The following is a 12,342-nucleotide window of genomic DNA, read 5'->3' as shown; positions in this document are numbered from 1 at the left end:
GAATTTAAATTCCACCTCTGCAAAGGAAAAACAGGAACTACACCCCAGTTCCTGTTTTTTCATCAAAAAGCGCCCCTTACCAAAGGGGCGCCTAATAGAACTTATTCCTGCATTTCTGCAACCTTCTCTTTTACTTCTTCAATATTTTTCATCTTGTTATCCCAGCATTTTTGGCTTAGGTCGACTGGGTAATCTGTTGGGTTCATGGTCCGCTTGTACTCTGGCCAAAGAGCGTTAAGGTTTTGTTTCAGATATTCCCGTGACTCTTCCAGACATGGAATTTCGTACACAAGATCACCCTTTACAAAGATATCTTCATGAAGCTCTTTTGCCGTGTAGTTCGTGACGACCTTATTCATATACGTATGGGTAGGATGGAACATCTTCAACCGCCTTTCCGGCAGCTTTTCATCCTCCATCGCAATATAATCCCCTTCAGCATGATTGTTCTGATTATTAATAATTCGGTAAATTTTCTTCATGCCCGGTGTCGTCACTTTATCCGGATTAGAGGAAATTTTAATTGTATCCTCCATTTCCCCCTGCTCATTTTCAATTGCCACAATTTTATACACAGCACCTAACGCCGCCTGATCGTATGCTGTAATCAGTTTCGTACCGATTCCCCAGCTTTCAATTTTCGCACCCTGGGCTTTTAAGTTTATGATTGTATACTCATCCAAATCGCTCGATGCAAAGATCTTTGCTTTTTCAAAGCCTGCCTCATCGAGCATTTTACGCGCTTCTTTTGACAAGTAGGCCAAGTCACCGCTATCAAGGCGGATTCCAATGAAATTAATTTTATCGCCTAATTCCTTTGCCACTTTAATCGCATTTGGCACACCCAGCCTAAGCGTATCATAAGTATCAACTAAAAAAACGCAATCCTTGTGGGCTTCGGCATATTTGTGAAAAGCAGTGTATTCATCCTTATAAGCTTGTACCATCGAATGGGCATGGGTACCCGACACTGGGATTCCAAACAGCTTTCCCGCTCGGACGTTACTTGTTGCTTCAAATCCTGCTAAATAGGCCGCTCTTGTTCCCCAAATGGCAGCATCCATTTCCTGTGCCCGTCGTGTCCCAAATTCCATCGCCACTTCATCGCCAACAACTTGTTTAATCCTTGATGCTTTGGTCGCAATCAATGTTTGGTAATTCACAATGTTAAGCAAGGCCGTTTCAATTAATTGTGCTTCCCCTAATGGAGCATCTACACGAAGGATCGCCTCATTACCAAAGACAAGCTCTCCTTCTTTCATCCCGCGAATCGTTCCTGTGAATCTTAACTCCTTAAGATAGCTTAAAAAGTCATCCTCATAACCAACTTCATTTTTTAAATACGCTAAATCCTCTTCACTAAAACGGAAGCCTTGAATATATTGAATCACTTTTTCCAATCCTGCAAAAACAGCATAGCCATTCCCAAATGGAAGTTTTCGGAAAAATAATTCGAAGACTGCACGTTTATTATGTATTCCGTCTTTCCAATAAGTCTCAGTCATATTAATCTGGTACAGATCCGTATGTAAAGTTAAGCTATCATCATGATAAATGTGTTTCATCATAGACCTCCGAATTGCTGCAAGAGCATTTTCAACATTTTAATCATTCTACCATTTTAATGACTATTTAACCATAGCGCCAAGCGATTGTTCAAAATGCCCTAAAGCCCATTCATGTCCTTTTTGATTAAAAGAAGCCACTGCTTCTTTATAGACCACAATTTTAAAACCTTTATTATAGGCATCAACTGCTGTGTGCAGGACACAAATATCGGTACAGACCCCAACAAGATGCACCTCTGTAATTCCCCGTTCACGTAGCTTAATCTCTAAATCAGTACCGGCAAATGCAGAATATCTAGTCTTATCCATAAAAGCAACATGATCATGAAGCTTATTCTCTTCATAAACTGTTTGCAGCCCACCAAACAAATGCCGTCCATCGGTTCCCCGTAAATTATGCGGCGGAAACAATTTTGTTTCGGGATGGAATTCATCCCCTTTGTCGTGAACATCAATGGCAAAAACAACATAATCATCGTTTACAATAAATTCCTTTGTTAAAGCGATGATTTCTTCCTCAATCGCCTGCCCTGGCTCACCACAGGTCAACGCACCGTTCTCTGCTACAAAATCATTGGTGTAATCGATATTGATTAATGCTCTTTTTGACATATTTCGTTCACTCCTTCACAATCCTGTCTTGACTACTGTCTTTCATCCATTATACACAAAATTCTATTTTATCTCACTAAAAAATCCGCTCCCAAAGGAACGGATTTTTTAGCTATATCTTTTTCCCGGCACCCAATCTGTCGGGCGGTCAAGCGGGCGAATATCATCTAGTGGAACAAACACTTCCAAATGGCGATATAGATTTTCAAACTCTGCCGGAAGCAAACCACCGAATTCACCGTCTAAATTCAATTGAACCTTTTCATTTGAATATACCTTGATCCGATTGGCCTGTGTGTAGATGACATTTGAGTCATTAACGTGTTCACCACGAATCGCTAAAGTGGCCACCCTAACAAACTCGGCAAGGTTAATTTTTTTCAAAATTAATAATGAAAATAGGCCATCATTAATCGATGAGTCAGGCGCAAGCTTCTCAAACCCGCCAATTGAATTAGTCAGCCCTACTAGAAACAGCATAGCCTCCCCTTCAAAAAGCTTTCCATCATATTCGATTCTAACCTCAGAGGCCTTGATGGATGGAAGCATCTCCATACCTTTTAAATAATAAGCCAGTTGACCAAGCATCGTTTTTAACTTGCTTGGCACTTCGTATGTAAGTTCCGTAATTCTCCCGCCACCAGCAATATTAATGAAATACTTATCATTGATGCGGCCAATATCTACAGGTATTAAATCCCCTTTTGTAATAATATCGACAGCTGCACTAATATCACGGGGAATATGCAGGGCGCGGGCAAAATCATTGGTCGTACCAGCAGGAATAATCCCTAGTTTTGGCCGAAATTCCTGTTCTGCAAGACCGTTGACTACTTCATGAATCGTTCCGTCACCGCCTGCTGCAATAACTACATCATACCGACGCTTCACGGCAATCCGTGCGGCTTCGGTCGCATCCCCTGCACCGGTAGTTGCATGACAAGATGCCTCATAGCCGGCCGTCTCTAATTTTGCAAGGATTTCCGGGAGATTACGTTTTAAAATCTCACGCCCAGATGTAGGATTATAAATTAATCTAGCTCTTTTCATTCTATCATCATCCTATTTTTTGAAATCAACAATTGGCTTTTTTGGATGTCTCGTTTCACCTTCTATATTCTACCAATTAACACCCTGCCTTACAATCCTTATCGATAGCCATAATGACTATTGTATCCTGAAACTTCCGTCTACTATCATAACGTTTTTTTATTTTTTTGCAAAAAAAGAGCTTGTTACACTAAAAAGGAGCATCATCCATGCCTTTTTCATTCAGATCTTCTATCGATTTACGGGAATATCCTCCCTTGATCTTGCATAGCTATTAGCAACTTGACCAAAATCCGTTGGTTTCATATTCAGATGCTTTCACCACAGAATGCCCATCAATCTATTTTAATAAAGATAGAATAATTACTTAGACAAGGGAATGATGCAAATGTTTTGGTTGCTGCTACTTGCTTCCTACTTAATAGGAAGTATTCCGACCGCTTTAATTGTAGGCAAACTAATCTTCGGTGTTGATATTCGTGAGCACGGAAGTAAAAATCCTGGCGCAACCAATACCTTAAGGGTTTTGGGGAAAAAATCAGCGATTTTCGTATTACTTATTGATGCTGGTAAGGGGGCGGCTGCTTCCTATCTGCCGTTGTACCTCCATCTTGACCACGAGCCTCTTTTCTTCGGGTTTGCAGCCGTTTTGGGACATTGTTACCCGATTTTTGCCGGGTTTAGAGGTGGGAAAGCGATTGCTACTACTGCAGGGGCTTTATTGATTGCCAATCTTCCTTTATTTATCATTGCATATTTTACCTTCTTTTCTGTTATCTTTTTAACCAAATACGTATTCTTTGGCTCCATCTCAGTCGGCCTTAGTATGCTTACCTATGCTTTTTTATCTCCCAAACTGGAGTCTGAACTCATCTTTCTCTTATTCTCAATTTTTTTAATTTACCTTCATCGTTCAAACATCCGAAATTTCATTCTTGGAATCGAGCCAAAGATTAATGATAAAAACATAAAAAGCGACCGAATACCCCCAATAAAAAAATGAGAAGTCTCCGGCTGCCATTCAGCCGGAGACTTCTCATTTTATTTTAAAAGAGTTGCTAATATGCTATTGGCTACTGTCTGCCAAACGCCTGAGTCTGTTTCGTAGGATTTCGCCAAGCGTTTATATAAAGCCATTTGTTTTTCTTGAAAATCAGGTGCTTCTTTATCCGGCAATTCTGTACGGCCCTTTTCCACAAGTGCCTGAATTTCTGGTGCTCTTGGTCCCCAAACACCTACTTCGTTTCCGTCTTGGTCGATAAAAATAAAAATCGGAATCGCACGGGAGGTCCCATTGGTTAGGTATTGATCCATTAACTCAAGATTCTGGTCACGAAGAACAAAACGAACCTCCATATCAGCTGCCTCTGAAATTCTCAGTAAGATTGGGTTATTCAACAATGCGTCTCCGCACCAATCCTCTGTAAGAACAATTGCCCGGAGTCCCTTCGCTTTTAAAGGTTCGAGCTTCGTTTGATCCTCTTCTCTAACTCGATAGCCCTCATAAATTGAAAGCATTTCCTCTTTATTCCGGGTCATTGAATTAATGTATTCGTGTGTATTAAGCCCCTTATGAAACCATTCATTTAAGTTCATTTTGTTTAACTCCCCTTCCATTTTCTTCAATGATAATTGAATCAATTATTAGGTACAACGCATGTGCTCACGACAAAACATAACATTATTTTACAATTATATAATCCTATTGTAAAAAAATAATTATTAGGGTCTAGTCATATTTATACAAAGTTGATAGAATATTTTCTATAGAGGAAATATTATTTTTAATTATTTCCAATATAATAAAGGGGGAAAATGAATGTCTCATCAAACTTTACAACTAGTTTCGATCGGGATTTACCTAGCCGGAATGCTTGTAATCGGTTGGTATGCATATCGTAAAACCAGCAACCTCACAGATTACATGCTTGGCGGCCGTTCTTTGGGGCCAGCTGTAACCGCTTTAAGTGCTGGTGCTGCAGATATGAGCGGCTGGTTACTAATGGGTTTGCCTGGCGGTATTTATGTTACTGGTCTTGCAAGCGCATGGATTGCTATCGGGTTAACAATTGGTGCTTACTTAAACTGGAAACTCGTTGCACCACGCCTGCGCTCATACACACAAGTCTCAAATGATTCTATCACTATTCCTAGCTTCTTAGAAAACCGTTTTAAAGATAATACAAAACTACTCCGGATTGTTTCAGGTATTGTTATCCTAATTTTCTTTACTTTCTATGTTTCTTCAGGATTAGTATCCGGAGCAGTATTTTTTCAAAGTTCTTTTGGCACAAGTTATCTTACTGGCCTCTATATCGTTGGAGGAGTCACCATTGCCTACACTTTATTTGGAGGATTTTTGGCCGTAAGTTACACCGACTTTATACAAGGGTTAATGATGCTCCTTGCTTTATTCTTTGTCCCAGCATTAGGGATCTTCAAAACTGGCGGTCCCGTGGAAACTTTTGAAACCATCCGCCACATTGACCCTACATTGCTTGATTGGTTTAAAGGCACATCCTTCATCGGAATTGTATCCGCAATGGCTTGGGGCCTTGGTTACTTTGGTCAGCCACATATCATTGTTCGCTTTATGGCGATCAAAACGATTAAAGAAACGAAAAGTGCCCGCCGTATTGGGATGAGCTGGATGATCATTACTTTAATCGGGACAATCTTTTGTGGATTTGTTGGTAAAGCTTATTTCTATCATAACGCAGCACATAAACTGGATAACCCAGAAGCGGTATTTATTTCGTTAAGCCAAATCTTTTTCCACCCATTATTCGCTGGGTTTGCTTTAGCAGCGATTCTTGCTGCGATTATGAGTACTGTTTCTTCGCAATTAATCGTTACCTCCAGTGCGTTAATTGAGGACTTATACAAAGTCGTTGTCCGCAAGGATGCTAAGGACAAAGAGCTTGTATTCCTTGGAAGAATGGCCGTTCTATTGGTTGCTGTTATTGCAGCTGCCCTAGCCTTCAAGCAAAACAGCACAATTTTAAGTCTTGTTGCTTATGCCTGGGCAGGCTTTGGAGCTTCTTTCGGTCCAATCATTCTGTTAAGCTTATTCTGGAAAAAGATGAACAACTGGGGCGCCCTATTCGGAATGATTGTTGGCGCAGTTACGGTTATTGTTTGGAAGAACGTTGGTCTAGGCGATACTCTTTATGAAATCGTTCCAGGATTCATCCTTAACTTTATCGTTTCTGTTGTTGTCAGCTTGGCTACACATAAGAAAAATGCTGAAATTGAAAAAGAATTTGATGAAAGTGTCCGTTTGTTAAAAACAGGGGCATAATCAAACGTAAAAACGCCCAGCTGGGCGTTTTTATTTTTCTATTTCTTTAACCATTGAATCTAGTATCAATACTGTTTTCCAATTCCGTACAGTTGCAGGAACTCCCAGCTTCGGAAGCTGGGCTGCCAGCTTTGAATTCCGTATACTTTGACGGAAGAATAAGTATACATCCTGCCCTTCAATAAAATATTCATCATCACCTTTATTAAAGTTTTGAAGATGGCTAATCCCTTTCTCAGTAGGTATACCTGCCAAAAAAGCCACATGGACACTTTCACCTTCTAAAAGATTGTCAGGAGAATACGGACATTTCTCGATAATCTGATTCAATTCCAAAGCAGTCCTAATGACAACAGTGACAAAAAAACCGAACTCTTCTTGGATTGCCTCCTCTATTTTTTGAGTCAGTTCCGCAGCAGCCTCATCCGATTCAAAGACAACGTTTCCACTTTGAATATAAGTTTTTACTTTTTTTAATCCCATCGAATCCAACAGCTTTTTTAAATCCGCCATTTTTATCTTATTATGACCGCCTACATTAATTCCACGTAATAAGGCAATATAAATCATTCCAAAACCTCACTTTACAGAGTTAAACCTACTTCCACCAAACCTCATCCAAAGCTTCTCTAAAAAGCCGATTAAGAGATTCAGTTGGATTTGGGATTTCATTCTTAACACCTTTTATATAAATTTCAAGATGTTCAAACTCTTTCTCCACATATTCCTTAATTCGATCCATTTTTAAATCGACGATTAAATCTTCCCCAGCTAATTTTCTATTTAAGAGCATTTCGATGTCCTCTTTCAGCTTTCCGAGAGGGAGGAGCCTCTCAACTAAGAAGCGAAATTCTATAGGAGGGAAAGTATGGTTTATTTCAATCCATTTTATAATCAAAAGAGGGCGGATTACATTCAAATACTTTTTAACTTTAATGTCTTTCCCCTGACAGATGTCCCAAAAGTTTCCTTTCGCCATTTTAAGATAATGATATATGCAGGAAATAGGAGAAAAAGTTTTCTGTTCTAACTCCCTCATCCGATCCATTGTTGAAAATGACTCTGTATAAACGATATTAGAATGCAGCCATTCCAAAAGGGAAGGATTCGATTTTCGAAATAACCTTAATGCCTTTGTTAATTCCCAACCGCTCATATCCAAAATTGAATCACCAGAAGACAATGCCAATCCGGAAACCTCTAGGACATCTTTTCCTTGGTCAATGGATAAATACCATTCCTTCTTATGAACATAAATAAATCTTACATCATAATCGCTAGCCTCAGATGAAAGCCCCCATGCCCTGCTCCCTGACTCACAAGCATAAAGGACCTTTATATCCTTTTCCATTTCCAAGGTCATCAGAACCTCTTGAATTTGCTCCCTCATAGCAACCCTCTTTCCATCAAACTTCGACCTAATTCTCCATACATTCTTTCCAATCAATCGTTTGATTAAAAATGTTATAAGCACTTTAAAATAAGAGTTTCTTATAAAATTCGTCTAAAAAGAATGTCAATATTTAAAATAGACCTTAGGGTATTATGTGAAACGCTGCTAAACAATGTCATACTAACACCATTTCTACATCTCTCGACACTATTCATTACGTTTCCGTTTTAACCAAACGTTTGATTAAATCCCAAATAATCCTTTTCACTACTGACATTTTTCCTGGGAAATGATAAAAAGAATGTCGATTATTACGTCGACAATTTTCTATAAAAATAGCTGGCAGTTGGAATGCTGCCAGCCAAATTCATTATCTTTTTTGTAATTCCTGTTGCAATAATTTATTAACTACCTGCGGATTCGCTTGTCCTTTGGTAGCTTTCATTAATTGACCGACCAGGAACCCTACTGCTTTCTGCTTACCATTCTTGAAGTCCTCAACCGACTGTGGATTCGCATCAATAACTTCGGCAACAACCTTCAGCAATGTTCCTTCATCAGAAATTTGCACAAGCCCTTTTTCCTTGACGATTTGTTCCGCATCGCCGCCATTTTCAATTAATTCCTTGAAAACAGTTTTAGCAATTTTAGAAGAAATGGTGCCATTTTCGATTAGTTTAATCATACTTGCCAAACCTTCTGAAGTTAAGGCTACCTCGTGCAGTTCTTTTCCTTCAGCATTTAAATAGCCTGAAACCTCGCCCATAATCCAGTTGGAAGCCAACTTCGCATCAGCACCGGCATTTACAGTACCTTCAAAGAAATCAGCGGTTTCTTTTATTACCGTAAGAACCTTTGCATCGTAGACAGGTAATCCAAGTTCTTCTACATAACGTTTTTGTCGTTGATCCGGAAGCTCAGGGATTTCTGCACGAATGCGTGCTTTCCACTCATCGTCAATGTAGAGCTCTAGCAAATCTGGCTCCGGGAAGTAGCGGTAATCATCCGAACCTTCCTTCACACGCATTAAGAGTGTTGCACCAGAAGCCTCATCAAAGCGGCGTGTCTCTTGGTCAATTTTTCCACCTGCAGAAACAACTTCTCTTTGGCGCTTTTCTTCATATTCAAGACCTTTACGAACAAAGTTAAAAGAGTTTAGGTTTTTCAATTCCGTTTTTGTACCAAATTCCTCTTGTCCAAACGGACGAATCGAAATATTAGCATCACAACGAAGCGAGCCTTCCTCCATTTTACAATCGGAAACACCTGTGTATTGAATGATTGATTTCAATTTTTCAAGATAGGCATAGGCCTCATCAGGCGTACGGATATCTGGCTCCGAAACGATTTCAACAAGCGGCGTTCCTTGACGGTTGTAATCACATAATGAGTAGCCTTTTTCATGGTTTAGCTTTCCGGCATCCTCTTCAAGATGGATTCTGGTAATTCCAATTTTTTTCGTATATCCGTTTACTTCAATTTCAATCCAGCCATGCTCACCAATCGGCTGGTCAAATTGCGAAATTTGATACGCCTTTGGATTATCCGGATAAAAATAGTTTTTACGGTCAAATTTCGTGTGGGTCGCAACCTCGCAGTTCAAAGCCATGGCTGCCTTCATTCCGAACTCTACTGCTTTTTTATTAAGAACTGGAAGAACCCCCGGATAACCAAGGTCAATTACACTTGTATTTGTATTCGGCTCAGCACCAAAATGGTTTGGACTTGCCGAAAAGATTTTTGAATCGGTTTTTAATTCCACATGGACCTCAAGTCCAATTACTGTTTCAAATTCCATTCTCTTCACCCCCTAAAATCCTGGCTTCTGTTTATGAAAGTCTGTTGCCTGCTCAAATGCATGTGCTACACGATAAACCGTTGCTTCATCAAAGTGCTTACCAATGATTTGTAAGCCAAGCGGCAGACCACCATCAAAGCCGCACGGTACAGAAATACCAGGTACCCCTGCCAAGTTCACAGGAATTGTTAAAATATCATTTACATACATCGTTAACGGATCATCAATTTTTTCTCCAATTTTAAAAGCTGGAGTTGGTGTTGTTGGACCGACAATCACATCATATTTTTCAAAAACATCTTCAAAATCTTTCTTAATCAATGTTCGAGCCTGCTGTGCTTTTTTATAATAAGCATCATAATAACCTGAGCTTAAAGCAAAGGTTCCGAGCATAATCCGGCGTTTTACTTCATCACCAAAGCCTTCTGCTCTTGTCTTTTTATATAAATCGATTAAATTTTCAGCGTCCGGTGTCCGGTATCCATAACGAACCCCATCAAAGCGGGCTAGGTTAGCAGAAGCTTCTGAAGAAGAAAGCAGATAATAGGTTGCTAGCGCATATTTGGAATGCGGCAGGGAAACCTCTTCCCAAACGGCCCCTAATCCTTCAAGAACCTTTAAGGCATCTAAAACAGATTGACGAACCGTTTCATTGACACCTTCACCAAGGTATTCCTTTGGAACAGCTATTCGTAAGCCTTTTATATCACCTGTTAAAGCTTGAGTGAAATTCGGAACATCCACATTGGCAGAAGTAGAGTCCATTGGATCTAGACCAGAAATCGCCTGCAATAGGTAGGCATTGTCTTCAACCGTTCTTGTAATCGGACCAATTTGATCAAGGGATGATGCGAATGCCACTAATCCAAAGCGTGATACCCGGCCATATGTAGGCTTCAAACCAACAACACCGCAAAATGATGCCGGTTGACGAATGGATCCGCCGGTGTCAGAGCCAAGTGAAAACAAAACTTCCCCTGCAGCAACAGAAGCAGCAGACCCGCCGGATGAACCGCCTGGAACAGTTTCCAAGTTCCACGGATTGCGTGTTTTCTGGTATGCAGAGTTTTCATTTGAAGACCCCATGGCAAACTCGTCCATATTTAATTTACCGATTGTCACAGTTTCTGCCATTTGCAGCTTTTGTACAACGGTTGCATCGTAAATAGGATCAAAGTTTTCGAGAATTTTACTTGCACAAGTTGTCCTTAGTCCCTTTGTGACAATATTGTCTTTAACACCGATTGGCATTCCAAATAGCAGACCCTCTGCAGAATCTGCATTAATTTTTTCATCCAGTTCCTTCGCTGTTTGACGGGCATGCTCTTCGTTTAATGTTAAAAAAGCCTGTACTTTGTCCTCTACCTCGCTGATGCGTTTATACGATTCATCTACCAGGTCAGAGACTTTCAGTTCTTTTTTATGTAAAAGCTCATGAAGATCAGAAACTTTATAATCAAATAAACCCACTATTCTTGCACTCCTTACTCTCCCAAAATTGACGGTACTTTAATTTGGCCATTCTTATGCTCAGGCGCATTCTTTAGTACCTCTTCACGCGGCAGCCCTTTTTGTGGGATATCTTCGCGCAGCACATTTTTCATATCCAAAACATGATAAGTTGGTTTTACATTTTCGGTGTCAAGCTCATTTAGCTGTTCAGCAAAGCTAATAATTGCGTCAAGCTGTTTTGTAAACTTTTCTGCTTCTTCTTCTGTGATGGCAAGCCGTGCCAGGTTTGCAACATGCTTCACCTGCTCACTTGAAATTCGTGACATATACTTTGGACCTCCTGCTAAAGTTAACAATGTTATTTTAATATTGATGATACCAAACTTTTCTGTTCTACCGCAATGATTCCTCATCAGTATTGGCAAGAGTTTTTACTTTTAATTTAATATTTTTTGAAAAATAAAATTATTTTACCTTATAATGGTAATCTTGGAGATAGGGGGACTTTTTTAGGGGTTTGCATTTTGTTTGTGTCTCCCCAAGTAGCGGAGTCAATTTTAGCAGATTAGATTATTGAAACCGGTTCCCATTAGTATATCCCCGATGCTCGGTTGAACTTTCAACGGCCCATTTTAGTAGACTTGTTCGTTCGAAGTATTGTTTTCCATTCACAATTATATAAGGGAGCATTGTGCCATTAAATTCACCGGATTCAGTCAAGCTTTGGTTTTCAGCTGAAATAATCATTTTTAACTCATCTGTTTTTAATCCTATTAATTTAGAAGCTTCGTTGATATTTATCATAACCGCTAATTGATCCGCATTCGTTGTCGCTTTTGTTGCCGCTTTTGAAACAGATTGTTCCTGAAAAGGCTTGAAAGTAATAATTGAACATCCAATGACAATTCCCAAAGACAAAATGATGGAGGCTGCTAAAACAGATTTATTCATAGAGTCACTTCCTAATCCGACAATTTTTTGATTGGTTTGAAGTAAAAAACCATTTAAATAGGCAACAGTGGGGTTTTTAAATAAACGTTTGATTAAAGAAGAAATCCATCATACCAAGTCGAAAAAAGTCTATTCGCTGTTTTCACTTAAATCCTTATACTATATTCTCGATAATACCAATAAATCCCTCTATTTATGCACCCCCTCCTATTTCCTT

12 protein-coding genes are annotated in these 12,342 nt (G+C 39.6%); 2 read left to right on the top strand and 10 right to left on the bottom strand.

The window, feature by feature from the left end; all coding sequences use genetic code 11:
• Window positions 1-101: 101 nt before the first annotated feature.
• From M028_RS0108710 to M028_RS0108700, 3 genes are all read right to left on the bottom strand, one after another.
• The gene (locus M028_RS0108710; RefSeq protein ID WP_026573577.1) at window positions 102-1,565 is read right to left on the bottom strand and encodes a nicotinate phosphoribosyltransferase; all 1,464 of its coding nucleotides are present in this window, start codon (window positions 1,563-1,565) and stop codon (window positions 102-104) included.
• 63 nt (window positions 1,566-1,628) lie between these two features.
• Entirely contained in the window at window positions 1,629-2,180 is a 552-nt protein-coding gene (locus M028_RS0108705; RefSeq protein ID WP_026573576.1) for a cysteine hydrolase family protein, read from the bottom strand.
• A 108-nt stretch (window positions 2,181-2,288) separates the two neighbouring features.
• Window positions 2,289-3,230 (bottom strand): diacylglycerol kinase, encoded by a 942-nt coding sequence (locus M028_RS0108700; protein WP_026573575.1) that lies wholly within the window; start codon window positions 3,228-3,230, stop codon window positions 2,289-2,291.
• A gap of 388 nt (window positions 3,231-3,618) precedes the next feature.
• Between M028_RS0108700 and plsY the strand changes: the two genes are divergently transcribed.
• Window positions 3,619-4,233 (top strand): glycerol-3-phosphate 1-O-acyltransferase PlsY, encoded by a 615-nt coding sequence (gene plsY, locus M028_RS0108695; RefSeq protein WP_026573574.1) that lies wholly within the window; start codon window positions 3,619-3,621, stop codon window positions 4,231-4,233.
• 38 nt (window positions 4,234-4,271) lie between these two features.
• Here plsY and M028_RS0108690 read toward each other — a convergent pair whose 3' ends face one another.
• Window positions 4,272-4,826: a thioredoxin family protein gene (locus M028_RS0108690; protein ID WP_026573573.1), complete on the bottom strand. Its 555-nt coding sequence runs from the start codon at window positions 4,824-4,826 to the stop codon at window positions 4,272-4,274.
• A 223-nt stretch (window positions 4,827-5,049) separates the two neighbouring features.
• Between M028_RS0108690 and putP the strand changes: the two genes are divergently transcribed.
• The gene (putP, locus tag M028_RS0108685) at window positions 5,050-6,531 is read left to right on the top strand and encodes a sodium/proline symporter PutP (RefSeq protein ID WP_026573572.1); all 1,482 of its coding nucleotides are present in this window, start codon (window positions 5,050-5,052) and stop codon (window positions 6,529-6,531) included.
• Between the two features lie 30 nt (window positions 6,532-6,561).
• On the opposite strand, the gene M028_RS0108680 is transcribed toward putP, so the two are convergent.
• The 6 genes from M028_RS0108680 to M028_RS0108655 all read right to left on the bottom strand — a co-directional run bounded on the left by M028_RS0108680 (window position 6,562) and on the right by M028_RS0108655 (window position 12,125).
• A complete protein-coding gene (locus tag M028_RS0108680) occupies window positions 6,562-7,101 on the bottom strand; it encodes a DUF1697 domain-containing protein (RefSeq protein WP_026573571.1) in 540 nt (179 codons plus the stop codon).
• A gap of 28 nt (window positions 7,102-7,129) precedes the next feature.
• Window positions 7,130-7,921 carry a nucleotidyltransferase domain-containing protein gene (locus M028_RS0108675; RefSeq protein ID WP_026573570.1) on the bottom strand — a complete coding sequence of 264 codons (792 nt, stop codon included), beginning with the start codon at window positions 7,919-7,921 and terminating at the stop codon, window positions 7,130-7,132.
• Between the two features lie 373 nt (window positions 7,922-8,294).
• Complete coding sequence (gatB, locus tag M028_RS0108670) at window positions 8,295-9,722, bottom strand: Asp-tRNA(Asn)/Glu-tRNA(Gln) amidotransferase subunit GatB (RefSeq protein WP_026573569.1); 1,428 nt, start codon at window positions 9,720-9,722, stop codon at window positions 8,295-8,297.
• Window positions 9,723-9,734: 12 nt separating this feature from the next.
• The gene (gatA, locus tag M028_RS0108665) at window positions 9,735-11,192 is read right to left on the bottom strand and encodes an Asp-tRNA(Asn)/Glu-tRNA(Gln) amidotransferase subunit GatA (RefSeq protein ID WP_026573568.1); all 1,458 of its coding nucleotides are present in this window, start codon (window positions 11,190-11,192) and stop codon (window positions 9,735-9,737) included.
• A 14-nt stretch (window positions 11,193-11,206) separates the two neighbouring features.
• Window positions 11,207-11,500 (bottom strand): Asp-tRNA(Asn)/Glu-tRNA(Gln) amidotransferase subunit GatC, encoded by a 294-nt coding sequence (gene gatC, locus M028_RS0108660; RefSeq protein ID WP_026573567.1) that lies wholly within the window; start codon window positions 11,498-11,500, stop codon window positions 11,207-11,209.
• A 244-nt stretch (window positions 11,501-11,744) separates the two neighbouring features.
• Window positions 11,745-12,125 (bottom strand): hypothetical protein, encoded by a 381-nt coding sequence (locus M028_RS0108655; protein ID WP_026573566.1) that lies wholly within the window; start codon window positions 12,123-12,125, stop codon window positions 11,745-11,747.
• Between the last annotated feature and the right edge of the window lie 217 nt (window positions 12,126-12,342).

The sequence above is a fragment of the Bacillus sp. UNC438CL73TsuS30 genome (genome assembly GCF_000482325.1).
Lineage (GTDB): Bacteria > Bacillota > Bacilli > Bacillales > Cytobacillaceae > Neobacillus.
This window is presented reverse-complemented; position numbering and strand designations above follow the sequence as displayed.

Excerpts from the sequence above, each read along its gene's own strand:
- M028_RS0108710 (WP_026573577.1), bottom strand. The coding sequence starts at position 1,565 with ATGAAACACATTTATCATGATGATAGCTTAACTTTACATACGGATCTG.
- M028_RS0108705 (WP_026573576.1), bottom strand. The coding sequence starts at position 2,180 with ATGTCAAAAAGAGCATTAATCAATATCGATTACACCAATGATTTTGTA.
- M028_RS0108700 (WP_026573575.1), bottom strand. The coding sequence starts at position 3,230 with ATGAAAAGAGCTAGATTAATTTATAATCCTACATCTGGGCGTGAGATT.
- plsY (WP_026573574.1), top strand. The coding sequence starts at position 3,619 with ATGTTTTGGTTGCTGCTACTTGCTTCCTACTTAATAGGAAGTATTCCG.
- M028_RS0108690 (WP_026573573.1), bottom strand. The coding sequence starts at position 4,826 with ATGAACTTAAATGAATGGTTTCATAAGGGGCTTAATACACACGAATAC.
- putP (WP_026573572.1), top strand. The coding sequence starts at position 5,050 with ATGTCTCATCAAACTTTACAACTAGTTTCGATCGGGATTTACCTAGCC.
- M028_RS0108680 (WP_026573571.1), bottom strand. The coding sequence starts at position 7,101 with ATGATTTATATTGCCTTATTACGTGGAATTAATGTAGGCGGTCATAAT.
- M028_RS0108675 (WP_026573570.1), bottom strand. The coding sequence starts at position 7,921 with ATGAGGGAGCAAATTCAAGAGGTTCTGATGACCTTGGAAATGGAAAAG.
- gatB (WP_026573569.1), bottom strand. The coding sequence starts at position 9,722 with ATGGAATTTGAAACAGTAATTGGACTTGAGGTCCATGTGGAATTAAAA.
- gatC (WP_026573567.1), bottom strand. The coding sequence starts at position 11,500 with ATGTCACGAATTTCAAGTGAGCAGGTGAAGCATGTTGCAAACCTGGCA.
- M028_RS0108655 (WP_026573566.1), bottom strand. The coding sequence starts at position 12,125 with ATGAATAAATCTGTTTTAGCAGCCTCCATCATTTTGTCTTTGGGAATT.